Origin of the sequence: Cronbergia sp. UHCC 0137 (genome assembly GCF_034932285.1) — a bacterium.
Classification (GTDB): domain Bacteria; phylum Cyanobacteriota; class Cyanobacteriia; order Cyanobacteriales; family Nostocaceae; genus Cronbergia.
The window spans coordinates 1-23,625 of sequence record NZ_JAYGHC010000007.1 but is presented as its reverse complement, the minus strand read 5'-3'; the positions used below and the strand labels follow the sequence as shown (position 1 = coordinate 23,625).

Sequence of the window (23,625 nt, the reverse complement as noted above, 5' to 3'; positions counted from 1 at the left end):
AAAATATCCTGTTAATCCTCTAATCCTGGACATCCTGATTCAGACAAAGAATATCCTGTTAATCCTCTAATCCTGGACATCTTGATTCTGACAGCTTACCTGCGCCTCGGCGTGAAAAAAATTGTCCTTCCAGCTTAATGTCAAGGTAAACTGGTAGAATTGACCGATAAACAAAATTAAGAAGATGACTGCATTTTTATTAGAAATTGGTACAGAAGAACTACCAGCAAACTTTTTGAGTGACGCTATTGTACAATGGCGATCGCGCATTCCCCAAACTTTAGAAACCCATAGCCTCAAAGCCGAATCTATCGAAGTTTACGGAACACCCCGACGGTTAGCAGTTCTGATCACCGGTTTACCCACCCAGCAACCAGACAGAGAAGAAGAAATCAAAGGACCCCCCGCACAAGCAGCATTTAAAGATGGTAAACCCACACCCGCAGCAGTCGGTTTCGCCAAAAAACAAGGTGTGGAACTAGAAGCTTTAGAAATTCGACCCACAGACAAAGGTGATTTTGTCTTCGTTCAGAAAAAGACTCCCGGAAAACCAGTCGGGGAAATTTTAACCGAACTTGTTCCCCAATGGGTTTGGAATTTAGAAGGAAAAAGATTAATGCGTTGGGGAGATGGAGATAAAAGGTTTTCCCGTCCCATTCGCTGGTTAGTCGCTTTGTTAGATGGAGAAATTTTACCCTTAGAACTAGCAAATGGCGATAAAATTGTCAACAGTAATAGAATATCCCAAACTCATCGCGTTTTACACCCCGAACCCGTCACCATTTCCCACGCCACAGAATATGTAAATACCTTGCGTGATGCGTTTGTAATTGTCGCACCTGAAGAACGTTCAAATATTATCGCCCAACAAGTACAAGCAACAGCACAAAAGTTAGGCGGACACACACCAATTTATCCTGAACTGTTAGCAGAAGTGACAAATTTAGTCGAATATCCTTCCGTCGTAGTTGGAAAATTTGAAGATGAATTTTTAAACTTACCCACCGAAGTAACTACCACAGTTATGGTAAGTCATCAGCGTTACTTCCCAGTTTTCAAATCTGCTGACAGCAAAGAATTATTACCCAACTTCATCACCATTTCCAACGGCGACCCGACAAAATCAGATATCATTGCAGTGGGAAATGAAAGAGTAATTCGAGCGCGTTTAGCAGATGGTCGATTTTTTTATGAAGCCGATTTAGCCAAACCTTTAGAAAACTTTTTACCCCAATTAGAAAAAGTCACATTCCAAGAAGATTTAGGTTCTGTTCGTGCGAAAATTAATCGAGTCGTCAAAATTGCCGAACGCCTTACCAGCCAACTACAATTAACCGAAATTCAAACCCAACAAATCCAAAAAGCAGCCTTATTATGTAAAGCCGATTTAGTCACCCAAATGGTGTATGAATTTCCAGAATTGCAAGGAATCATGGGCGAAAAATACGCCTTAGCCAGTGGTGAAGATGCAGAAGTGGCTACAGCAATAGTTGAACATTATTTACCCAGAAACGCCGACGATAATTTACCCCAAACCATCACAGGTCAAATTGTCGGTTTAGCGGATAGATTAGATACTTTAGTGAGTATCTTTGGTTTAGGTTTAATACCCACAGGTTCATCTGATCCTTTTGCATTGCGTCGAGCCGCAAACGCAATCATTAATATTACCTGGTTTGCGAATTTGCCAATTAATTTAGATAAATTATTAGAGCAAATTACAACAGATTTTACCACAGCATTTAATAAAGATCAAGCATCATTAAATAACGCCTTGGGAGACTTTTTTCTCCAACGGATTCGCACCTTACTCCAAGAAGAAAAACAGATAGATTATGATTTAGTCAATGCTGTGTTAGGCGAAAATGACAAAGAGTATACAGAGAGGGCGTTAGAAGATTTATTAGACGTGCGCGATCGCTCTCTTTACTTACAAAAAATCCGCAACGATGGTACACTAGATAAAATTTACGAAACCGTCAACCGTTCCACCCGTCTCGCCGCCCAGGGAGACTTAGACTTCCAGCAACTAGAACCAACAACAGTAATCAAACCCGAACTCTTCCAAAAACCCTCCGAACCAGCATTCTACAAAGCCTTAATCGAATTAGCCCCCCAAACCCAAGCAGCACAAAAAACACGCAACTATCAACTATTAATCGCTGGACTCGAAAAAATCGCCCCCACCCTCAGCAAATTCTTTGATGGTGAAGATAGCGTCCTAGTCATGGACTCCAACCCAGAAATTAAACGAAATCGCCTAAATTTGCTCGGATTACTGCGAAATCATGCCCGCATTTTAGCAGACTTTGGAGCGATCGTCAAAAACCTGTAGTTACAGCAGTTTTCGATTAAACCCACCACAAAAATAATGTGGAATTAATCCTTCATCTGCGTTAATTTGCGTTCATCTGCGTTTAATTCCCCTTCCATCTGTGGTAGATTTGATGACAATTTGCTGTAAAACTCACAAAAAAGGTTTTAAACCCACGGAGGTGGGTTTTGTCTGTGTAGCCGCGACTTCCAGTCGCCAGGACTTTCTCACAAAAAATTGTGTAACTGTGAACAAATCGCGTTACCATAGAAAAGCTTAACCAGGGAACTCTGCTACACAGTCTATGCCAAGAGCCTCGATAATTGGATTAGGAAAATCCGGTGTTGCTGCGGCAAGATTGTTGAAACAGGAAGGCTGGGAGGTAGAAATAAATGACCTCAACACCTCCCCAACCCTCCTCCAACAACAACAAGAACTCGCCACCGAACAAATTACAGTCAAATTACAATCAACCCCCAACTTAGACGACTCACCGCAATTAATAGTAGTCAGTCCCGGAGTACCTTGGGACATACCCCTCCTAATCCAAGCGCGAGAACAGGGAATTGAAACCGTAGGCGAAATGGAACTAGCTTGGCGAAACCTGCAAAACATTCCTTGGGTAGCCATAACCGGCACAAACGGTAAAACCACCACCACAGCCCTAACTGCTGCCATTTTTCAAACCGCCGGACTCAACGCCCCCGCCTGTGGTAACATTGGTCATGCAGCCTGTGAAGTCGCCCTACTTCCAAAAAAACCAGACTGGATAATTGGCGAACTTAGCAGTTATCAAATCGAATCTTCCAACACCCTAGCACCTCAAATAGGAGTCTGGACAACATTCACACCAGACCATCTTGCTCGCCATAAAACCTTAGATAACTATTATAATATCAAAGCCAAACTGTTAAAAAAATCTCAGTTACAAATATTCAACGGCGACGATGCCTTTTTAAGCCAAATTGGATTAACCCATTGGCCAGATGCTTATTGGACAAGCGTTAAAGGAAAATATCACCTAATAAGTGAAAAAGGCTTTTATATTCAAGATGGTTGGGTAATAGAAAAATTAACAGCCACTTCCACACCAACACCCATAGTTGAAGTTTCCGCCTTACGAATGGTAGGAGAACATAACCAGCAAAATCTCCTCATGTCCGTAGCAGCAGCCCGTTTAGCAGGAATAGATAAAAATGCTATTATCCAAGCTGTACAAGAATTTCCCGGCGTACCCCATCGTTTAGAACATATCTGTACCTGGAAAAATATTGACTTTATTAATGATAGCAAAGCCACCAATTATGATGCCGCCGAAGTTGGTTTAACATCAGTCAAAAGTCCCACAATTTTGATTGCTGGTGGAGAAGCCAAAGCCGGAGACGATAACGCATGGTTAGCCAAAATTCAAGAAAAAGCTGCTGCTGTCTTACTCATTGGTACTGCTGCACCTAAATTTGCCCAACGTCTACAACAAATCGGATATTCAAATTATCACATTGTAGAAACAATGGAAAAAGCCATTCCCAAAGCCGCAGAGTTAGCCCAACAGCATCACGCACCTGTAATCTTACTATCCCCAGCCTGTGCCAGCTTCGACCAATACCCCAACTTTGAAATCCGTGGAGATCATTTTCGCCAACTCTCTCTGCGCCTCTGCGCCTCTGCGTGAAATAAAGCAAAAGCCTAGCTAAATACGTTAGATTGTAAATAAATGTAAATAACTCAGGCAATCATCCATGCGCGTAATTTTGATGACAGGTAAAGGTGGCGTAGGAAAAACCTCCGTCGCCGCCGCTACTGGACTTCGCTGTGCTGAACTCGGCTACCGGACATTGGTTTTAAGTACAGACCCCGCCCACTCCCTAGCAGACAGTTTTGATTTAGAATTGGGACACGCACCAAAACAAATTCGCCCTAATTTATGGGGTGCAGAACTAGACGCACTGCAAGAATTAGAAGGAAATTGGGGTGCGGTTAAACGCTACATTACCCAAGTTTTACAAGCCAGAGGTTTAGACGGCATACAAGCCGAAGAGTTGGCAATTTTACCAGGAATGGACGAAATATTTGGCTTAGTGAGAATGAAACGTCACTATGACGAAGGGGAATTTGACGTTTTAATCATTGACTCCGCCCCTACTGGTACAGCATTGCGTCTTTTAAGTTTACCAGAAGTTGGTGGCTGGTATATGCGGCGTTTTTACAAACCGTTTCAAAATATTTCCGTCGCACTCAGACCTTTGGTTGAACCTTTATTTAGACCAATTGCAGGTTTTTCCTTACCAGATAAAGAAGTAATGGATGCCCCTTATGAGTTTTATGAACAAATAGAAGCCCTAGAAAAAGTATTAACTGATAATACACAAACCTCCGTCCGGCTGGTGACAAATCCAGAAAAGATGGTAATTAAAGAATCTCTTCGCGCCCATGCTTATCTAAGTTTATATAATGTAGCAACAGATTTAGTAGTAGCTAATCGGATCATTCCCCCAGAAGTTCAAGACCCATTTTTCCAACGTTGGAAAGAAAATCAAGAACAATATCGCCAAGAAATTCATGACAACTTTCATCCTTTACCTGTGAAAGAAGTGCCACTTTTTTCGGAAGAAATGTGTGGTTTGGCAGCTTTAGAAAGATTGAAAGAAACCCTCTACAAAGATGAAGATCCGGCTCAAGTTTATTACAAAGAAACAACTATTCGAGTTGTTCAAGAAAATGGCCAATACAGTTTGGAACTTTATTTACCTAATATCCCCAAAAGCCAAGTTCAACTTAGTAAAACCGGGGATGAATTAAACATTACCATTGGTAATCATCGTCGTAATTTGGTATTACCCCAAGCCTTAGCAGCACTGCAACCATCAGGCGCAAAAATGGAAGATGATTATTTAAAAATCCGCTTCGCTGACATTGTAAAGGTGTAATTACCATAGATTGGGAAGCCCTTCACTTTGGACGGGTTTCCCCATATAAAGCGGTGTTTGACGTAAGAAAAACCAATATTTTTTACTCTATGGGAAACCTGGGAATTAAACTATCAATTTCTTGCATTAAACGCAAAGTTTCTGTTAAAGCCATGATAATTTTTTGATAATGTATAATTTCTTCAGTAGATAATTTTCGACTAGCATTTTTTCTATCTTTTAACCATTTATCTAATACTTGATATCCACCAACTTTAAATTCCCAGATATGTTGGGGAATATCTGTAAAATAACTTCGTTTATTTATATAAACTCTTTGTAATTCTGAATTATAAGTAACTTCACTAACTTGATTATCTCCTATTGGTTGGTATGTTGTAGTTAAGGTATTGAGTGTATCAGATTTCATTAAATGTAAATTAACTAACTCTTCTCCTTTGATAGCTAATGAGTTAAAAAGGTTTTGATTACTGGTTAAGGGAAGACGAGGAAAATCTATTTTCAAAAATTCAGCGTATCTACTACGATAAGTAGGACTGTGAAATATAGCATAAGCATAGTAAAATATTTCTTCCGGTGTTGGTTTTTTACCGAGTTTTGTTCTGATAACTTCTAAGAATTTTGAGGATAAGTTAGGAATTTTTTCTAAGAAAAGATTTGTTTGGTCATTTTCTGTATTTGGGTATGTGTAGAGAGGAAAAACATAAGTTAATTCTCTACTTTTAAGCGATACAATACAACGTTCTGTTAAAATCTCTGAACAAAATATATGATAAAAACCTGGTTCAACTTGCTGACGACAAGAAAGTAAAGCCATGTTATTACCCTTTAGCAAATGTCCCATTAATTCTTTACGACTATCTCCTCTTTCAATAATATTAGGATTATAATAAACCCAGCGATTATCAAATGGTCTATAAGCATATAGTAGTAGTTTTGATTGAATTTCATTTTCTTGGATATGTAATTTAGCTTTTTCTAAACTCCAATATTCTGTGTCTGTGATATTATATTTTTGTTTTAATTCTTCTAAGTTAGCATTTATTGCAATATCGTTAAACCGATTTGTTAGGTTTTCTTTATCATAATCAACACATACATTATCCCTCCTGGTTTGCGAACCAGCAGCATGAATTGGAAATATATCAGTAATACTCAAATCTTGTTTATACTCATCTTCATAATCAAAATTTTTCGGGGCAAAAAAGTAATTCGGTTCAGTTGGTTGTAAATCTATCCAATCAACATTATCTAAACTTGCTGATTCTAAAAACTTATATTTATCCTCACGATTTCCCCAAAGATCATAATATAATACCTTAGCCATTTCCTTAATTCCATCTCTGGATTTATAAGCAGTAGAACCATAATCAGGATGACTTTTTTCGCGTACAGCAATTAGAATTGCTACTCCTTGCTGAATATCAAAAACGTTCTGATCAACATTTCCATCTGGTGTAGTTTCTTTTAATAAAGAATTACCATGTAAATCCATTATATATAATCTATCAAAATACTTTAATAATTCCTCTCTCATTCCTCGATGAATTAAACCGTTGAGATAAGAGTGATTAGTAATAAAACCAATGATGCCACAATTTTGAGTAGTTTTTTCAATTTGATGTTGAGCAAAACGAATAAATTTAATATAATCATCATCTAAAGGTTGAATATTCTTCTCTTTTTCTAATCTAACTCTTCCTTTATATAACTCTAAAAGTTCTCCAATATGGGTTAATTCTGTAATGGTTTTACCAGCTTTACCAGTTTTATAAATCCTGTTCCAAAATGAACCAGTATATTCAACATCAGCTAAATATCTCTCTTCTTGATTTAATATCCTTTTGCGTTTACTGGCATTTTGGGAACTCACAGAATAAGGAGGATTTCCTAATACAACTGTAACAGAAACTTCTGTTTTTACTTTTGCTGCTTGACTTGATTCTTCTGCAATAATTTGTGTAATACCAGGAATTAATTCACTTTGCTTTATTCCTTCTTCTAAAGCATTAGTTAAATAAATTTTTAATCTTTCTTCAGGTGCAAATTTATAACCCAAATCTCCTAATAATAATCCTAATTTTAAATGTGCTATGGTATAAGGAGTCATCAACAATTCAAACCCAAATAAACGGTTTAAAAGTTTTGCATCTCTTAAAAACGTATTCCATTTATCAACACCATATTTAACGACATTATCACGAATTTGTTTAATTACTGCATATAAAAATGTTCCTGTTCCCGTCGCAGGGTCAAGAATAGTTACTCTTCTATTTCCTAAACCATATTCTAAATCAAAAATCTCTTCATTAACTAAAATATCATTAACAGAACGGACAATGAAATTTACTACAGGTTCAGGAGTGTAATAAACTCCTCTACTTTTTCTTAATGAAGCTTGATAAGCAGCTAAAAATGTTTCATAAAAGTGAATAACCGGATCTTCTGTCCGTGTTTCTCTTCCAAATGTTTCTAAAATATTGGTCATGTCAACTGAATTTAATAATTCTATTAAATTTTCAATTGATTTATGAATTTTGCTAACGCTATCAGTGGCAATAACTATATCAAATAAACCTTTTAAAAAGGGTATTCTATCACTAATATAAATACTTGCTGTTGTCCGGTTAAATGTAAATTCTCCTGGGTTTTGTGCATGACCAATTTTCGCAGTAAATAAACCATAAGCAATAGCTTGAGCATACATATCAGCAAACCGTTGATTGTCTGTATCAAGAATCAATATCTGTTTAAATGTTTCTTTTAATTGATTTAATTCATCGGTTTTTTCTTCTGTATCTAAAGTTGATTCAATCGCATTTTTAATGGTTTTGGTATAAGCTGCCATTTCTTTAGCCAAATCATAATAGTTATTAATATCTTTGGCTTTTTGATTGAGAAATAATTGCAGTAATTCTGTTATGGGTTGTAAATCATTAACTTGAATAATTTCGTTTTGTTCTAAATCAGCTATTTTGGCGGTCTTTTCACATTCTCCGTCTACATACCAACAAAATTCTAGATAATTAGTTAAAATTAAGTTATAACCAATGTTTGATTCTAAATAACGTTTGAGTTGTTCAGTTTTTTCTGCTTTGCTTAAATCAACATTAATATCTTTGGCTTCTATATATCCCACAATCCGATCATTTTTTCTGATAGTTAAATCGGGTATTCCTGCTTGATTTCCTTTTTCTTCAATTCTGGCATTAATCCCAATCATTAAACTTTCTATTAAATTTTTTAAGCTGGGGTAATGGCTGCGTTCTCCACCTCGTTTGATATTTTCTTGTAAATCGTTTAGATAGTTGGTAAATTCAGTCATGATGATAATCTAAAAAAAATGAACCGCAAATAAAGAAGGGAAGTTAATACCGCTTATTTAAGTCAATTTATGAAAGAAAAACCCTTTTTTTATAGAGACGTTCCATGGAACGTCTCTACTTGTGTTTGATCTTAGTATCACAAGAGAAATAATCAGATATTTCTTAATTTCTCAGTTGTACAGGCATTGCTAAATAAGTCATTTTTAACCCTCCTAAAGGGGTAAATATTACCGGGGTAAGACTTTGATTTAAGTGCATTTGAATTTCGGAAGATGGTAACTCCTTTAAGCCTTCCATTAAATATTTGACGTTAAAGGCAATATCTATGTTATCCCCAGATATCTGTGCTGGCATTGATTCTCTACCGTTACCAACATCTTGCGCTTCACAAGATAAGGTGATTTCTTGAGCTTCACTATCAATGCTGACTTTAACGATATTATTCTTTTGATCTGCTAACACAGCAATACGTTCTAAGGTGCTGATAAATTGCCGTCTTTCAAGGGTAACTTGTCGCTCAAATTGACGGGGTATGAGTTGCCGATAAACGGGATATTGTCCTTCTAAAGTACGACTGGTTAAACGTTGATTTTGCCAAGCAAATACTATTTGACCTTGATCAAAAGATACTGCTACTGTTTCTTCTGAGGAACTATGAGCTAACATCCGTTGCAGTTCGCGTAATGCTCTAGCTGGTACTGTTAACTCTAGCTGATTATTGTCATCTAAAGGGCGCTCGTTTGTGGTTTCTACTACTGCTAAACGGTGTCCGTCTGTTGCGGCAAATTCTAAGGTGTCTTGTTTAACTGTTAAATGTACTCCAGTTAAAACTTGTTTAGTTTCATCTGCACTGGTGGCAAATAATGAACCTTTTAATCCTTCAATCAATGCGGCTGTGGTGAGATGAATTGTCTCTGAGCTTTCAATTATGGGTAATTCGGGAAACTCTTCTGCTCCCATTGCTCGCACTTGATAACGTCCGCTTTTGGGGGTGAGGGTGACAATTAAGCCTTCTCCTGTCGATTCCCCTGATTCGTCGTCTAGGGTGATTTCTCCTTCTGGTAGACGAGAGGTGATGTCTACTAATAGTTTAGCAGGAAGAGCGATCGCTCCCCCTTCTAATACCTCTGCACTAAAGCTGGTACGGATACCTAAGCTGAGATCAAAGGCTGTTAAACTAACTTGGTTAGTCTCAGCATCTGCTTGTAGCAACACGTTGGCTAAAACTGGATGAGTAGGCCGTGATGGTACTGCACGACTGACTAGGGAGAGGTTCGTACTGAGATCACTTTGAGAGCAAACTAATTTCATAATTATAGATTCATCAGGTGAAGATTATCCTAACACCGTGTGCAGTATAGTTATTTAACCTGACGTAATATATAGTATGTTGCCAAAGATGATTTTCAGCTATAAAAATCTTTACGCTTTGTCTGCTTTACTTTTTTTCGCTTATCCTGGTACTTTTGAACAAAGAGCTATCGCTCTACCATCCCTCACACAACAGCAAATAAACCCAGTTTTTAAGCCCATTCTCCCTAAATTAAAACAAAAGTCTCAAATTAAGCTGCTCTTACCAAAGTATATCCCTGAATCAAATACCGAAAACCCACTTTACGCCATTATCGAAACCGCTACAAAAAATAAATATGAGATATTACTAGGTTTTAGCCCCGATTGTAGTGGTGGAACTGCTTGCCGCTTGGGTCTACTGACTGCTGAGAAAGTAAATAAACAAACACCCAGACTCACAGGTAAAGCTGTACTTTTAGCTAAAGGCATCACTGGCTATTTTGTCGATTTCCAATGTGGTGCTAATTGCTCAGATGCTACATTAACCTGGCGATATCAGGGCATTCAATATACCATCGGCTTAAAAGCTGGTAGCCGTAATGAATTAATCAAAATGGCCAATTCAGCCATTAAATAAACAAAAATTAACCCCCTCTTCGTTATATTAGAGGGGGCTGGAGGTCTGACAGGGGTAGGTTTTTAATATTATCTGTGAAGGCTGGACTTGGAAGACAAGGAGGTATTGTAGACAAGGAAGATTTTATACAAGAAATGGTCTGTTGAGCGTCAGTTTTTGTTGCCAATTGTACATCATTTGTACGGTTTTTTTCCCTTGTCCACTGTCCTTCCTTGTCCCCCAAGTCTTGCCCTCACGACAATGTAAAATACCTACCCTTGTGAGGGACTGGAGGTGAGCTTAATATCCGCCTTCTTCTTCGTATTCTGGCTGTTTTTCCTTCACCTTTTTCGGAATATTCACTGGTTTAGGTGCATCATCCCAAGCATCACCTTCTACATCGTCATAATCGTCGTATTTGTAGGCTTGTGCTTCCGATTTGGGGGCTGCTTGATATCTATCGCTACCCGTTGCCTCACTCCAATTATCTTCCTCGTCTTCCTCGTATTGAATAGATTCATACTGTCGCGCTTGCATTACCCGACGCTGTGGCCTTTCTTCTTCCACATAATCCTCAGTCCATTCCTCCTCTTCCCTAGCTATCGGTTCAGGAGTTCTAACTTTGGGTCTGGGTGGCTGTAATGGTACGCCACTGGGTAATTGATTCGCCGGTGAAACCGTACGTGGAGGAGAATAACCATATTCTTCTTCTGCATCCCTCTCCCATGGTGCTTTACCAATACCCAGCCGTTCTAAGACACCGACTGTCAATTGATTTACCCTTTCTTCCGCACCTTCAAAGATAATCAACCGGCTAGGGCCAGTGCTGACAACTTCATCAATGGAAAGTTCGTAGGTACTCAAAAACTGGTCAGGAATTTGCGGTAATCCCAAGGAAGCGATGACTATTGAATATATCTTACCAGTTTCCCCATTAAATTTAAAGCCTCTCACCCTGCCTAAAACTTCCCCAGTTTCAGTTATCACTTCCCAGTTAACTAAGTTGCTGAGGGCTTCAATTTCAATATCTTCAATTACATCCTCGTTATCTACCAGGATGACATCACCAATTTGGCTGATATTATTGAGATACATATAGCGAGGCAGGCTAGAAATAGAGATCAGGCTGTCTCGCAAACTAAGAGCCACAACCTCTCTTTGATCAATGTCAACCCAGACTTGATTCACGATTCCTAGCCGTTTGCCATTATCGCGAGTGATTACCTGGGTGTTCAATATGTCGGAACGCCTAATTACTTGTTCGGAGGTCATTCTATACGGAGTCCTGATCTCGAATCCGGTTTATGTATATACTATTTTTAACAGAAACTCAAGTAGATATATTAACTTAAGTTGCTTATTATTTAGTTTAGGCTGGTAATTGGTTAGCCAGCGTCGCTTAGAGAGTTTTCCCCCCTTTGGCGACTGACCAAGCCAGAAGCGGCAATTGGTAAAACCTTCACCTGGTACACAAAACTTGAGTATACACCTCTGGTTGATTCACTTTCAACTATAGATTCCCTTAATTATATCATTGTAAATTGCAAACTTACAATAATCTACTTTCCTGCAATATGCTATGAGTGCCTGAGCGAAATTAACTGCATACTTTTTTAACATCCAGAATCCCTGTATTATTCCCTTAATTCCAGGAGTAATTGTTAATACAGACTTATAGCCTACATTCAGCAGGTAATTTTAAGACAAAAAATAATATTAGTGACAAGATGGACTAAGGAACTATAAAATCAGTTTTTGTCTCGACAAATACTAAATTAATTCCAAATAGACATCTCTGGTAAAGATTGTAGAGACGTTCCATGGAACGTTTCTACGGGGGTTTTAGGTCACGCATATTTAGTTTCTGGAGATGTCTAATGATTTTGCCATCACATATTGTGGACTTCTCTAAGGTGATATAGGGTAACCGTTCAGGGGGGTAGGAGAGCGATAGGGCAAGTGCTGACTGGTCAGTTCGTTAAAAATTCCCCCAAAAATCTGTTAAATTAAGTGACATGGAAGAAAAGCGCGTCAATTACTTAGAACAGATATCCCCAGAAGATTGGGGAAAGACTCCAACCAGCGTCAAAAAACTGGTGGAGGAAATGGCGCAGCAAATAGAACAGCAATCAAAAAAACTTGGGAACAGTCAACAAACTCAGGCTGGAAGCGAGTAACGCAGTGGCAGACGGACTAGTTTTGGCTCTCTTTCCTCAGGCTGGTAGTGTTTTTGTGGCTCGGATGTTAACTGTGGTTACAAGCCTCAAGTCCCAACAGCGTAATGTTTTGGAGTTTATCACTCAAGCTGTTGTTGCGGCTCGTGGTTCTACAACTGTACCTTCTTTGCTTCCAGAAAATACTACTTGTTCTGATGATTCTGACTTGTTGAAAGCTGCTTAATTTTATTGTTTGATTTTGGGGGTTGTTTTTCGTTTTCTTTACACCCCCTGAACGGTTACGAATAAAGAATATTTATTAAATTTAGAAGAGTGGATGCAGGTAAAAACAATGAGTGAACTTTACGATTCTGATTTTTATGGCTGGACAAAAGCACAATCACAACTACTAAAAGAAGAAAAATGGCAAGCGATAGACAAGTTAAACCTAATTGAAGAGATAGAAGCATTGGGAAGACAAGAAAGAAGAGAATTAATTAACCGTTTAGGGTTATTATTGGGACATTTATTAAAATGGCAATATCAACCGGAAAAACACAGTAATAGTTGGTTAGCAACTATTCGAGAACAACGCACTCAAATCAAGCGAATATTAGCAGATAGTCCCAGTTTAAAATCTTATTTAGAAGAAGCATTAAAATTAAGTTATGAAGATGGGATTAACTTGGCTGTGAAGGAAACTAATTTGCCTTATGAAACCTTTGGAGAAAATTGTGATTATGCAATGATAGAAATATTAGATAATGAATTTTTACCAAACCTATCTGGTGAAAAAGAATGTAAACCCGATAATCCCTACCCAGGTCAGGTTTCTACAAGGTAATGCTCAACTAGCAGCGAAAAGTAAATGGCGATCGCTCTCAAATAGGTTTTGCAGAGGTTAATAAATCTAGTTTGACATTATTTTACTAATAGTTTAAATTATATCAGAAAAATTAAGTATTTTTAGGTAAATTTATGGCAGAAATTAAGTTTTTGATTGAGGGTGAAGATTCAATTGCAGCTACGGAGGAGCTTTTGGCGATTGAGGGTATAACTGGGGACTATACTATAGATTCGGAAGAAGCGAGAAAAGAGGCAGTAATTACTACAATTGCTACTATTGTCGGTTTGGTTGGTGGAACAATCGCCATTGCTGAACAAATTCGCAAATGGTATCAAGAGTATAAACAGAGTCAGTCTGGAAAAAAAATTGCTAAAGTTCTGATTGTGGGGCGTAATGGTAGACGATTGTTGTTAGAAAATGCCACAATTGAGGAAATTCGCCAAATTTTAGAATCATAACGTGCAGATTCTTCACCTTGACCTGAAAGCCGTTGCCGGTAATTATGTAGAGTTACGCTACTTTACTGATAATTACAACCAATACGAAAAGCGCACTCTCCCTTTGAGTGATATCAGTGATTTAATTGAGTTAGCAGAAAGAGATTATTACGTTTCCTCTTATGCTGAAGATTACGCAGTCACAGGGAAGCGGCTGTATCACTGGTTAGATGGGAGTGACAGATGGTTACAAAAACTCATCAATCAATATCAGCGTCAAGGAATCATTTTAGCCATTCGCACCTCTGTAGAGACGTTCCATGGAACGTCTCTACAAAATAATACAACGTCTCTACAACCTGGAAAGTCTCTCAATCATTTACCTTGGGAAGTTCTGCACGATAGTCAAAGCTTTCTGGTGCAACGGTCAATTATTCCTGTACGGTGGGTATCATCGGATTCTGTAAAAACATTGTCTGTAGAAAAAAAACCAGAAAACCGCGCTTTGCAAGTCTTATTTATGGCTACTTCTCCCCAAGGAGTAGAACCTGTATTAGATTTTGAAGCAGAAGAAGCGCGAATTTTAGAAGCGACGGGAAGACAACCTTTAGCTTTGACAGTGGAAGAAAGCGGTTGTTTATCAGAGTTGCGTTATTTAGTGGATTATCACGGTAAAGATTATTTTGATATTTTCCATATTACCGGTCATGCCAAAATTACCGATGGACAACCCCAATTTATTACCGAAACGGAAACCGGAGAAGCTGATTATGCCAGTGCAGAAGATTTCCAAAAAGCACTACAATTCCGATTACCCAAATTGATTTTCCTCTCCGGTTGTCGCACTGGACAAGCTGGGAGTGATGGCGCTAATTATGGTTCAGTCCCTTCAATGGCGGAAGAATTGCTAAATGCTGGTGCGAAAGCTGTTTTGGGATGGGGACAAGCAGTTTCAGCAGTTGAAGCAACAGAAGCAGCAGCGACATTATATGGAGAATTAGCCGCCGGAAAGCAAATCACCGAAGCGGTGGCGATTACCTATAAAACATTAATCAAAAACAAAGCACGGGATTGGCATTTATTGCGATTATATGCGGCGGATAATTTACCAGGGGAATTGGTGACACCTAAAGGTACTCCCAATCGTAAACTACCACCACCGCTTTCTGTTAGCACGAAATTTTTAGATCCTGCGACTCAAAAAATAAAAGTTCCGACCCGTGAGAGTTTTGTTGGTCGTCGTCGTCAGTTGCAAAGTTGTTTAAGGACGCTGACACAATCAACGGAAGAAATAGGGGTATTAATTTATGGGATGGGTGGTTTAGGTAAGAGTAGTTTAGCATCCAGACTGTGCGATCGCCTCCCGCATTTTCAGCGTGTTGTCTTGGTAGGGAGAATTGATGAACCGAGTTTAGTTAGTGAGTTAGTGAAAAATTTGGATGATAATGAACAACGCAAACAGCTACAAAATCCTGATGAGGAATTGAAATTTAGATTCAAGCGGGTATTTCAGCAGTTGTCGGACGCTGGGGAAAATCCGTTTTTATTGGTGTTGGATGATTTTGAGGAGAATTTAGAATTGACCTCTCCCCCAGCCCCTCTCCTACAAGGAGAGGGGAGTCTAGTTCCCCCATTCCCTAGCAGGGAAGGGGGGTTAGGGGGGTTAGGTCGTTTGCAACCCATAGCAGTAGAGGTTTTAACGGCTTTAGTTTGGGCAATTCGGGAAACATCCACCAACCACCGGTTAATTCTCACCTGTCGTTATGATTTTGAATTTAGCCAGTTGCGGTATTTCTATAAACAGCCGTTGGAGGGAATGCGGGGGGCAGATTTAACAAAAAAGTGTAGTCGTCTTGAGGCTTTTGGGGCAAAATCTCAGGTAGATGAGGCGTTGAAATCTCAAGCGAGGAGGTTAGCTGATGGTAATCCTCGGTTGTTGGAATGGTTGGATAAGATTTTGCAAAATTCCACTGTTGACCAAGTTGCAATTCTCAATCGTTTAGAAGTTGATGCGGTGGAGTTGCGAGAACAGGTTTTAGCTGAGGCTTTGCTGCAACAAATGGATGCAACGATGGGGGAAATGTTGTCACAAGGTTTGGTGTTTGAGTTACCAGTCCCCAGAGAAGCATTAACCGCAGTTTGTGAAAATATCCCCAATTTGGCAGATTATATCAATCGGGCGGTGGCGTTGGGATTGTTGGAAGTTAGTCCTGATGAGTCGTTGCGAGTACCGAGAATTTTGCCGTTGACGTTATCCACTCATGTAGAAACCTTGCATCAACAAGCGGCTGAGGTGTTGTATCGTCTGTGGTGGAAACAAGGGGAAACCAGAACAGAAGAAGAAGTGTTAGAAATTCATCGGTTAGCGTTGTTGGGGAAAAAAGGGGAAATTGCCTCAAAAGTTGGATCAGATTTGGCGGCTCACTGGAATCAAAAAAGCCGATTTCGTGAAACCATTTATCTGTGCAAATCTACCTTAGATATTGTTGAAAGCAATAAAATTCTTTTTAATCTAGCTCGTGCTGAACAAGAAATTGGTGAAATTGAACAAGCAGATCAACATTATCAACAAGCATTAGAACTCTGTCCAGCAACAGATGAAGAAGCAAAAGCAACAATTATTCATAACCAAGCTAGTACCTACCTCGATAAGGGAGAAATTGACGAAGCAATTACCTTGTACAATCGGTCTTTGGAAATTAACGAACGTACTGAAAATTTCTACAATCAGGCAGCGATTTTTCACGAACTTGGACGTTGTTACGTCCAAAAACGAGAATTTGATAAAGCATTAGCTCAATACCAAAAGTCTTTAGAAACTAAAGAATGCATTGGAGATGTAATCAATAAATCCTCAACTTTGCAATGTTTAGGTGCTGTGTATGCTAGAAAAGGAGACAGAAATAAAGCACTTTTTTATTTTTATCAAGCTTTACAAATAGAAGAAGAATTTGGCAATGAAACAGGTAAAGGAAAAGCTTCTATTTTGATGGAGATGGGACAGCTTGCATATAGTGAAAAGGATTTTGTGACTGCACGGAAATATTTACAGAAATCCTTTGAGATATTCCAGAAGATCGAATCCCCTAATGCTGAAAAAGTGAAGGAAATAATTAACCGTATAGAAAATTAACGCATTAATTATTCAATTTGCACCAGTTAGCTGGTATCTACGCCAATACGGGAAAAATAGAGGAAGTGATCGCCCTCTAGCAGCAGTCTTTACAAATTGAAGAAAGCATTGGCAATGTCCAAGGTCAAGCGATAACTTTGGCAATGTTGGGGCAGTTGTTAGCATATCAAAAAGGAGATTCTGTGACTGCACTGGAATATTTACAGCAGTCTTTAGAGATATTGCAGCGTATTCAATCTCCCACTGCTGAGACAGTGAAGAGAATTATTAATGATGTGCAACAAATGGCAAATGGTTAAGGTAATTTCTTAAACTTCCAAATTTTGAAAATGCTGCAACAAACATCAAAACAACAAACTGAATGGGAGTTTGCAGAAATCTGGGTAGATACTTTGATATCTCCTCCTTATATTCTGATGTTAGTCAAAGAACAATCAGGAAAATTCTGTATCCATAACCCTGCACAAAACTATAAAATTATCTTTACCAGTGACAATTATGAAGCCGCTAAAATGTGGCTACTAGAGGATGAATATGAAAGATTAAACAGTCGTATTTTACAACAAGATGCTGATGATGAAGATTAAAAGAGAAAATGAAGACATATCAGGTGGAAGTTAAGCATGAGAAATAAAATTTACCCAGTTTAACGATAATTTCACACTGTTATATAAACGTTTATCAGCAGTGTAAAATTCTGCATTTAATAGCTTTGATAATGCTAAATAATGAGCATCATAAGCAGCAGATAATTTGAGTGTTTTTGCCAAATTTATTGCCATTTCATGCAGTTGAGGAATTTGCGAGTTTCCATAAAGAATTATCCCTAAATGCAAAGCATCTTGTAAAGCTCCTTCCATTTCTTCAATGCTCAATAAATCCGCTTGATTCATACGATATAAAGCATTAGTGATTTCATAATAAAATAAAGTTGGGGCAATTATGGTGACAGAATTTTCTTGCCAAGTTTCCCATAATTGAATAAATGGTGAATCTACAGATTTACTGTTGATTAAATTAACAATAAAACTGGCATCTACGCAAATTAAATAATTATTCATGGGGGCTAAAAGAATTAACTAACTCGTCAATTCTCTCTTCTCTCATTTCTGCAATGATATTAGTAATTATATCTTGTGAAGATTGATTATTTAGCTTTTGATTCAGGCTTTCTCTTCTTTTAAAGATATTTTGCTTAATCATTGTCCAATCAGATTTAATTTGCAATTCTGTTTCTAATAATCGTTGTTCTTCTGGGGATAAGCAATGGATAATTTCAACTAATTTTTTGACTAATTCTCTGTTCATAGCTGTGGTGATTGGTAAGGAGTGAACGTTAATATTTATTTTATAATGACCTAAGTTGCTACTTGTTCTACAATTTTAGCATATCAGTTCAGCTTTTTTATGATTTCGAGGCTTCAATCTCTTGAATTTTTCCATTATGTTTATCAAGATGAACTTTCCCTAAATGTTCGGGATCAGTACCGAAGTTACAAGTAACACCTTGATTATCTTCATTAACCTTAACTAACATTACATAAAAAGCCATTATTTGTATCAGAAGAATAACTTGATAATTTTTATCAGATGCGATCGCTATTTAGGTATAATTTTGAAGTTGGTTAGCAGTAGCTCACCAGATATATCGTTTTCCTGCTACTCGACATAACCCAGAAAAATAATGTATAATAATTAAATTAACTGATTACAAAAATATGCAACAATTAATCATTCAAGTTGCCGATAAAGAAAAAGCCGAGATGCTATTAACAATAATTTCTGCTTTAGATTTTGTCAACTCTGTAGAAGTAGTAGAAGATAACACCAATATAGCTGATAATCAACAAGATTTTTTTGCCCTAGCGGGAATGTGGGAAACTAGAAATATTACCACTGAATCCATTCGTCAAAAAGCATGGAGAACAGAAAATAAATGATTTTATGTGATACCAATATCATCATAGAATTTTATAAAAACAATTCTCAGGTGATCTCTGAACTAAGTTTTCTGGGTATCAATCAATTAGCCATTAGTTCTATTACTCAAGCTGAATTATACTATGGTGCTATCAATAATGTGGAGTTAAAAAAAATTAAAACCCATTTAAAATTACTCCATATTTTACCTATTGATGTCATGATATCTACTCAGTTTATTGGATTAATGGAAAATTATTCACTTAGTCATAAATTAAGTATTCCTGATGCTTTAATTGCTGCAACAGCATTAGTGCATCAGATTGATTTATATACCTTGAATGTGAAAGATTTTCGCTTTATTAAAGGTTTAAATTTACATCAACCTTCTATTAATTAGTTGTAGCTATCGCAAAAGGTGAATCAAATGGTTGTCACAATTTCTCAAGCTGAAATAAATCCAGTTAGAGCTTTGCTATCCAATCTAACATGGGAAACTCTGGAAAAATTAGATACAGATTTGGCAGAAACTGGAGCGAGATTAACTTATTTAGATGGGTGTTTAGAAATTATGACTCCTTTATCTGATGCCCATGAAGAACCTAAAAATACTTTAGGTCAGCTTTTAGAGATTTATATGCGGGTGAAAAATATTCGTTTTTATGGACGCGGTAGTACAACAATTGGGACAAAAGAATTAGGCGCTCGCAAAGAACCAGATGAGTCTTATTGTTTGGGTACACGCAGACCAGTTCCAGACTTGGCAATTGAGGTAATAGTTACCACTGGTGGAATTGACACCCTAGAAATTTATCGTCGAGTCGGAGTATCAGAGGTTTGGTTTTGGCAAGATGGTGTAATTTCGGTTTATTGTTTGCGTTCTACAGGATATGACTTAGTAAGTAAGAGTGAATTATTACCAGAATTGGATTTGCGGTCACTAGAGTTTTATTCCCGAATGGCAGATCAATATGATGCAGTGAATGATTTTATGCGATCGTTGATGTAAAGAAGCGATCAACCTCTTCCAGCAGTCTTTACAAATCAAAGAAAGCATTGGCAATGTTGGGGCAGTTGTTAGCATATCAAAAAAGTTCATTAATTAACTGGTGGTACACCTTCCTCCTCCACAGGACGAATTATCGCCGGTGCTGGTGTGGTTTCTGGCTGGAAAATTGCTTGTAACGCTTGTTCTAAAGTCTGCGTCATCACAATTCTATTTTCATAAGCTACAACTACTCGCACTAAAGTCGGTAAACTATTTTGTGTTGCTTCTAAATAAATTGGTTCAACATATAACAAAGATTGCTCGATGGGTATAATTAACAGATTACCTTGAATTGCTCTTGAACCTTGCCGATTCCATAAAGAAATTTGTTGAGAAATTACCGGATCTTGATTAATTCGCGCTTCTATTTGTTCTGTTCCGTAAATTAACCGTTCTTTAGGAAAGATATAAATTAAAAGTTTACCGTAATTCTCTCCATCAGATCGCGCTGCTAACCAAGCAATTAAATTTGTTCGCTGTTTGGGTGTGTAAGGTAAGAGTAAAAGAAATTCTTCAAAGGGGACATTGGGTAAACTGGTAATTAAATAATAAGGTTCAAGTTGACGAGTTTCAGTCCCATAAATTTCATTGGGAATTTGCCATTGGTCTTCCCGATTATAAAATACCTGGGGTGATGTGATATGATAGATCATCAACCGATCAGATTGAATTTTAAAGTAGTCAACTGGATAACGGATATGACTGCGGAGATTTACAGGCATGGTATTGAGCGGTTTGAATGTGTCGGGAAAGATTTCTGACCAAGCCTTAATTAACGGATCTCTGCTATCTGCTATATAAAAATTAACTGTACCGTTATAGGCATCAATGACGATTTTGACTGAGTTACGGATATAATTGATTCCGTCTTCTCCTGTGTCTGAGTAAGGATAGCGATCGCTCTTTGTATATCCATCAATGATCCAGTAAAGACCATTCCCTTGTTCGGTGTCAGCAGCTACTAAATACGGATCACTGTCAAATTGTAAAAAAGGGGCGATCGCTCTAATTCTTTCATTAATATTTCGGCGAAATAATACCTTTGTCTCTGGCAAAAAATCCCGTGTAAATACCATCTGCCAATCTTTTAAATAAGCAGCAAATAACCACCTTCTCCACAGTGAACCAATGGTAATTCCCCCTGAACCATCATATACGTTGTAAACGTTATCACTACCACTAGGATAATCTAATTCTCTAACCCTTGTCCCTGTCATTACATGAGTATTAGCAATTTCACCATAATAAATTCGGGGTTGTCCAATAGGGATACTTTCACGAATAGCTGGACTAGAAGTAGTCAAAGGGTTTTCATTATTACCTGCGATATCCTTCACAAAATACTCAGGTAAACCACCAGGAGCAACCGTATTAACGGGACTCATGGTGAAACCGTAACCATGAGTGTAAATTAAATTACGATTTACCCAAGTTTGCGCCTGTTGTGGTACATTATTATAGTCTAGTTCCCTCGCGGCAATTAGTACCTGACGTTTTTCAGTGGGTTCAATTGCGGATGGTTCTGTTTTTATCGTATATCTATCAATATCTGCATCGGGAAAACGATAATAAGGTCGAATTTGTTGTAATTGTCGGTTAGTTTTTAATAACGGTTCTTGATCCCACAGACGAATATTGCGAATTGTTAAGTCGTTGATTTTTAAATCAGCTTGAGTTAATTGTCCTTGGGGGTTAAAAGTGATCGCATCAATTGCGTTTAAATCGAATGCTTGACGAGTTAGAGCAATAGTTCTTTCGATGTAGGGTTGCTCTCGTTTTAATTCATTTGGTTGGACGATTAAATATTGTACGACAGTGGGGATAATTATATCACCTACAACTACCAAAACTAAATAAATACTCAAGATGGAAATTACCAATTGGTGATTTTTAGGTTTTGGTTTCCAGAAAAAAGCTAATCCTAATAGATAAGTGGCTATACCAACAGCTAAAATACATAAAGCTGTATCTGCTGGTAATTGTATATTGACATCGGTATAACTAGCACCAAAACTGACTCCACGGGGTGAATAAACCAATTCATAACGACTTAACCAATAACTCAAAGCCACTACTAACATTAAACATCCACCTAACCCACATAAGTGACGCTGTTGCGGTGGAGAAAAACCAGGAAAAAAGCCTTGACTTAAACTATCTGCGGATAAAAGATAGGTGAGAAGAACAGAAATGAAGCCATATAAACATAATCCAATTAACCAAAATCCCAATAGTTCCCAGAAAGGGAGAGAAAATATATAAAAGCCGATATCTTGATTAAATAAAGGTTCGGAACTGTTGAAGGGAATAGAGTGGAAATAAAGCAGAAATTTTCCCCAATGTTGAGAAATCATCCAACCAAAACCAATACTCAAGACGAGAGCGATCGCTCTGAGGGAGATTTGGGGATAAACTAATAATATAATAGCTATTCCTAAGCTCATCCCAAAACCCCAGACTTGAGAAATCATCTGTCTTCCCATCTGTAAAATTATCTCTGGTCGCAATAAAATGGGAACGGATAAACTAGCCTGATCAATTCCTTTTTGCCAATAGGTTAGACCAATTTGCCCATAATATGCCACTAATAACCCCACCAGCATAGTTAAAACCAAGATCACGGGTAACAGCCAGCGCAATCTCATTGAGGAGGGAAGTAAGGCCTTTTTTCCCTGATCTTGATGTTTTAGTCTTTGTGCTATTGTCAGATTTGCGAATAAATAAGTTGCTGTGATACTAGCGACAACTAACCATAAAGCCGCTTTGGTGATTATTCTTAATGAAAATATTTGCAGGTAGCCAACTTCCTGAAACCAAAATATTTCTGCTCCTAAATGGGATGATATTAGCAAAAATAGCAATAACCCCAGGAATATAATTAGAAATCTAAAGCCCCATTTCCAAATGATTTTCATAATTAATAAGCTTAGTAAGGATTGATAGTTATGGATTATTATGCAACCATCTTTCCAAGTCGCTAATAGAAGAGAAATCTAATAAAGATTCTCCCAACTCTTCCAGCTTTTCCATAGATAATTGATAAACTCGCTCAGTTAAATAAGGCTGAATTTGTCCACAACTCCGATTTAGCAACTGGATAATTAACTCCAGTTTCCCTTCAATCTTTCCTTCAATCTTCCCTTCAATCTTCCCTTCAAGTTTACCACGTTCTATAGCAAGTTTTTCGGTTGGACTAACCAAGGGCATCTTTCTTTCCTCCTCAATCGGATGTTTTGTAGTTTGTAGGGTGCATCAGACAGAATAATTTAGACTAAAATCACTAATTTTAAGGTTCTGACGCACCTCACTTAATTTTAAAAAGCAACTTACGTTATTAGCGGTTTTAACTACCAAAATTCAAAATGAGTCACATCAAAATATTAGAAATAAACAACCTTAAATCACTCACAGGAAAATATAAGGGAAGGATTGATAGTTATGAATTATTTTGCAACCATCCTTCCAAGTCGCTGATAGAAGAGAAATCTAATAAAGATTCTCCCAACTCTTCCAGCTTTTCCATAGATAATTGATGAACTCGTTCAGTTAAATAAGGCTGAATTTGTCCACAACGCCGATTTAGTAACCGGATAATTAACTCCAGTTTT

General features: G+C 37.7%; 22 protein-coding genes. 13 read left to right on the top strand and 9 right to left on the bottom strand.

Going from position 1 to position 23,625, the window contains the following annotated elements; translation table 11 throughout:
• Window positions 1-184 precede the first annotated feature (184 nt).
• From glyS to VB711_RS04805, 3 genes are all read left to right on the top strand, one after another.
• On the top strand, window positions 185-2,335 hold the full coding sequence (gene glyS, locus VB711_RS04815; RefSeq protein WP_323284596.1) for a glycine--tRNA ligase subunit beta: 2,151 nt from the start codon (window positions 185-187) through the stop codon (window positions 2,333-2,335).
• Between the two features lie 283 nt (window positions 2,336-2,618).
• Window positions 2,619-3,986, top strand: coding sequence for a UDP-N-acetylmuramoyl-L-alanine--D-glutamate ligase (gene murD / locus VB711_RS04810; RefSeq protein ID WP_323284594.1), 1,368 nt, complete (start codon window positions 2,619-2,621; stop codon window positions 3,984-3,986).
• 67 nt (window positions 3,987-4,053) lie between these two features.
• On the top strand, window positions 4,054-5,241 hold the full coding sequence (locus VB711_RS04805) for a TRC40/GET3/ArsA family transport-energizing ATPase (RefSeq protein ID WP_323284593.1): 1,188 nt from the start codon (window positions 4,054-4,056) through the stop codon (window positions 5,239-5,241).
• 82 nt (window positions 5,242-5,323) lie between these two features.
• Here VB711_RS04805 and VB711_RS04800 read toward each other — a convergent pair whose 3' ends face one another.
• Both VB711_RS04800 and dnaN read right to left on the bottom strand, forming a co-directional pair.
• Window positions 5,324-8,566 (bottom strand): type ISP restriction/modification enzyme, encoded by a 3,243-nt coding sequence (locus VB711_RS04800; protein WP_323284592.1) that lies wholly within the window; start codon window positions 8,564-8,566, stop codon window positions 5,324-5,326.
• A gap of 163 nt (window positions 8,567-8,729) precedes the next feature.
• Window positions 8,730-9,878, bottom strand: coding sequence for a DNA polymerase III subunit beta (gene dnaN / locus VB711_RS04795; protein ID WP_323284590.1), 1,149 nt, complete (start codon window positions 9,876-9,878; stop codon window positions 8,730-8,732).
• 88 nt (window positions 9,879-9,966) lie between these two features.
• On the opposite strand from dnaN, the gene VB711_RS04790 reads away from it, so the two are divergent.
• Window positions 9,967-10,497 (top strand): hypothetical protein, encoded by a 531-nt coding sequence (locus tag VB711_RS04790; protein WP_323284735.1) that lies wholly within the window; start codon window positions 9,967-9,969, stop codon window positions 10,495-10,497.
• A 279-nt stretch (window positions 10,498-10,776) separates the two neighbouring features.
• Here VB711_RS04790 and VB711_RS04785 read toward each other — a convergent pair whose 3' ends face one another.
• On the bottom strand, window positions 10,777-11,748 hold the full coding sequence (locus VB711_RS04785) for a PRC-barrel domain-containing protein (RefSeq protein ID WP_323284589.1): 972 nt from the start codon (window positions 11,746-11,748) through the stop codon (window positions 10,777-10,779).
• A gap of 743 nt (window positions 11,749-12,491) precedes the next feature.
• On the opposite strand from VB711_RS04785, the gene VB711_RS04780 reads away from it, so the two are divergent.
• From VB711_RS04780 to VB711_RS04755, 6 genes are all read left to right on the top strand, one after another.
• Complete coding sequence (locus VB711_RS04780) at window positions 12,492-12,653, top strand: hypothetical protein (protein WP_323284588.1); 162 nt, start codon at window positions 12,492-12,494, stop codon at window positions 12,651-12,653.
• 4 nt (window positions 12,654-12,657) lie between these two features.
• Window positions 12,658-12,876: a hypothetical protein gene (locus tag VB711_RS04775; protein ID WP_416233561.1), complete on the top strand. Its 219-nt coding sequence runs from the start codon at window positions 12,658-12,660 to the stop codon at window positions 12,874-12,876.
• A gap of 108 nt (window positions 12,877-12,984) precedes the next feature.
• On the top strand, window positions 12,985-13,476 hold the full coding sequence (locus VB711_RS04770; protein WP_323284587.1) for a DUF29 domain-containing protein: 492 nt from the start codon (window positions 12,985-12,987) through the stop codon (window positions 13,474-13,476).
• A 134-nt stretch (window positions 13,477-13,610) separates the two neighbouring features.
• Complete coding sequence (locus VB711_RS04765; RefSeq protein ID WP_323284586.1) at window positions 13,611-13,937, top strand: hypothetical protein; 327 nt, start codon at window positions 13,611-13,613, stop codon at window positions 13,935-13,937.
• A gap of 1 nt (window position 13,938) precedes the next feature.
• The gene (locus tag VB711_RS04760; RefSeq protein WP_323284585.1) at window positions 13,939-17,049 is read left to right on the top strand and encodes a tetratricopeptide repeat protein; all 3,111 of its coding nucleotides are present in this window, start codon (window positions 13,939-13,941) and stop codon (window positions 17,047-17,049) included.
• Between the two features lie 329 nt (window positions 17,050-17,378).
• Window positions 17,379-17,636 carry a hypothetical protein gene (locus VB711_RS04755; RefSeq protein ID WP_323284584.1) on the top strand — a complete coding sequence of 86 codons (258 nt, stop codon included), beginning with the start codon at window positions 17,379-17,381 and terminating at the stop codon, window positions 17,634-17,636.
• Between the two features lie 30 nt (window positions 17,637-17,666).
• On the opposite strand, the gene VB711_RS04750 is transcribed toward VB711_RS04755, so the two are convergent.
• The 3 genes from VB711_RS04750 to VB711_RS04740 all read right to left on the bottom strand — a co-directional run bounded on the left by VB711_RS04750 (window position 17,667) and on the right by VB711_RS04740 (window position 18,601).
• On the bottom strand, window positions 17,667-18,110 hold the full coding sequence (locus VB711_RS04750; RefSeq protein WP_323284583.1) for a type II toxin-antitoxin system VapC family toxin: 444 nt from the start codon (window positions 18,108-18,110) through the stop codon (window positions 17,667-17,669).
• A complete protein-coding gene (locus VB711_RS04745) occupies window positions 18,103-18,357 on the bottom strand; it encodes a hypothetical protein (protein ID WP_323284582.1) in 255 nt (84 codons plus the stop codon). The genes VB711_RS04750 and VB711_RS04745 overlap by 8 nt, the downstream gene beginning before the upstream one ends.
• Before the next feature lie 97 nt (window positions 18,358-18,454).
• The gene (locus VB711_RS04740; protein ID WP_323284581.1) at window positions 18,455-18,601 is read right to left on the bottom strand and encodes a hypothetical protein; all 147 of its coding nucleotides are present in this window, start codon (window positions 18,599-18,601) and stop codon (window positions 18,455-18,457) included.
• A 166-nt stretch (window positions 18,602-18,767) separates the two neighbouring features.
• On the opposite strand from VB711_RS04740, the gene VB711_RS04735 reads away from it, so the two are divergent.
• Genes VB711_RS04735 through VB711_RS04725 form a run of 3 tightly spaced genes read left to right on the top strand, consistent with a single transcriptional unit; the run spans window position 18,768 to window position 19,978 of the window.
• The gene (locus VB711_RS04735) at window positions 18,768-18,989 is read left to right on the top strand and encodes a hypothetical protein (protein ID WP_323284580.1); all 222 of its coding nucleotides are present in this window, start codon (window positions 18,768-18,770) and stop codon (window positions 18,987-18,989) included.
• The gene (locus tag VB711_RS04730) at window positions 18,986-19,369 is read left to right on the top strand and encodes a type II toxin-antitoxin system VapC family toxin (RefSeq protein ID WP_323284579.1); all 384 of its coding nucleotides are present in this window, start codon (window positions 18,986-18,988) and stop codon (window positions 19,367-19,369) included. Before VB711_RS04735 ends, VB711_RS04730 begins: the two co-directional genes overlap by 4 nt.
• A gap of 27 nt (window positions 19,370-19,396) precedes the next feature.
• Window positions 19,397-19,978, top strand: a complete 582-nt coding sequence (locus VB711_RS04725; RefSeq protein WP_323284578.1) for a Uma2 family endonuclease — start codon at window positions 19,397-19,399, stop codon at window positions 19,976-19,978.
• Between the two features lie 89 nt (window positions 19,979-20,067).
• On the opposite strand, the gene VB711_RS04720 is transcribed toward VB711_RS04725, so the two are convergent.
• The 3 genes from VB711_RS04720 to VB711_RS04710 form a co-directional block, all read right to left on the bottom strand.
• Complete coding sequence (locus tag VB711_RS04720) at window positions 20,068-22,926, bottom strand: UPF0182 family protein (protein ID WP_323284734.1); 2,859 nt, start codon at window positions 22,924-22,926, stop codon at window positions 20,068-20,070.
• A gap of 34 nt (window positions 22,927-22,960) precedes the next feature.
• Entirely contained in the window at window positions 22,961-23,224 is a 264-nt protein-coding gene (locus tag VB711_RS04715; RefSeq protein WP_323284577.1) for a DUF4351 domain-containing protein, read from the bottom strand.
• A gap of 229 nt (window positions 23,225-23,453) precedes the next feature.
• Window positions 23,454-23,609, bottom strand: coding sequence for a DUF4351 domain-containing protein (locus tag VB711_RS04710; RefSeq protein WP_323284733.1), 156 nt, complete (start codon window positions 23,607-23,609; stop codon window positions 23,454-23,456).
• Between the last annotated feature and the right edge of the window lie 16 nt (window positions 23,610-23,625).

What these genes read in the sequence shown, in the direction of transcription:
- glyS (WP_323284596.1), top strand. Translation starts at nt 185, where the DNA reads ATGACTGCATTTTTATTAGAAATTGGTACAGAAGAACTACCAGCAAAC.
- murD (WP_323284594.1), top strand. Translation starts at nt 2,619, where the DNA reads ATGCCAAGAGCCTCGATAATTGGATTAGGAAAATCCGGTGTTGCTGCG.
- VB711_RS04805 (WP_323284593.1), top strand. Translation starts at nt 4,054, where the DNA reads ATGCGCGTAATTTTGATGACAGGTAAAGGTGGCGTAGGAAAAACCTCC.
- VB711_RS04800 (WP_323284592.1), bottom strand. Translation starts at nt 8,566, where the DNA reads ATGACTGAATTTACCAACTATCTAAACGATTTACAAGAAAATATCAAA.
- dnaN (WP_323284590.1), bottom strand. Translation starts at nt 9,878, where the DNA reads ATGAAATTAGTTTGCTCTCAAAGTGATCTCAGTACGAACCTCTCCCTA.
- VB711_RS04790 (WP_323284735.1), top strand. Translation starts at nt 9,967, where the DNA reads ATGATTTTCAGCTATAAAAATCTTTACGCTTTGTCTGCTTTACTTTTT.
- VB711_RS04785 (WP_323284589.1), bottom strand. Translation starts at nt 11,748, where the DNA reads ATGACCTCCGAACAAGTAATTAGGCGTTCCGACATATTGAACACCCAG.
- VB711_RS04780 (WP_323284588.1), top strand. Translation starts at nt 12,492, where the DNA reads ATGGAAGAAAAGCGCGTCAATTACTTAGAACAGATATCCCCAGAAGAT.
- VB711_RS04770 (WP_323284587.1), top strand. Translation starts at nt 12,985, where the DNA reads ATGAGTGAACTTTACGATTCTGATTTTTATGGCTGGACAAAAGCACAA.
- VB711_RS04765 (WP_323284586.1), top strand. Translation starts at nt 13,611, where the DNA reads ATGGCAGAAATTAAGTTTTTGATTGAGGGTGAAGATTCAATTGCAGCT.
- VB711_RS04755 (WP_323284584.1), top strand. Translation starts at nt 17,379, where the DNA reads ATGCTGCAACAAACATCAAAACAACAAACTGAATGGGAGTTTGCAGAA.
- VB711_RS04750 (WP_323284583.1), bottom strand. Translation starts at nt 18,110, where the DNA reads ATGAATAATTATTTAATTTGCGTAGATGCCAGTTTTATTGTTAATTTA.
- VB711_RS04745 (WP_323284582.1), bottom strand. Translation starts at nt 18,357, where the DNA reads ATGAACAGAGAATTAGTCAAAAAATTAGTTGAAATTATCCATTGCTTA.
- VB711_RS04740 (WP_323284581.1), bottom strand. Translation starts at nt 18,601, where the DNA reads ATGGCTTTTTATGTAATGTTAGTTAAGGTTAATGAAGATAATCAAGGT.
- VB711_RS04735 (WP_323284580.1), top strand. Translation starts at nt 18,768, where the DNA reads ATGCAACAATTAATCATTCAAGTTGCCGATAAAGAAAAAGCCGAGATG.
- VB711_RS04730 (WP_323284579.1), top strand. Translation starts at nt 18,986, where the DNA reads ATGATTTTATGTGATACCAATATCATCATAGAATTTTATAAAAACAAT.
- VB711_RS04725 (WP_323284578.1), top strand. Translation starts at nt 19,397, where the DNA reads ATGGTTGTCACAATTTCTCAAGCTGAAATAAATCCAGTTAGAGCTTTG.
- VB711_RS04715 (WP_323284577.1), bottom strand. Translation starts at nt 23,224, where the DNA reads ATGCCCTTGGTTAGTCCAACCGAAAAACTTGCTATAGAACGTGGTAAA.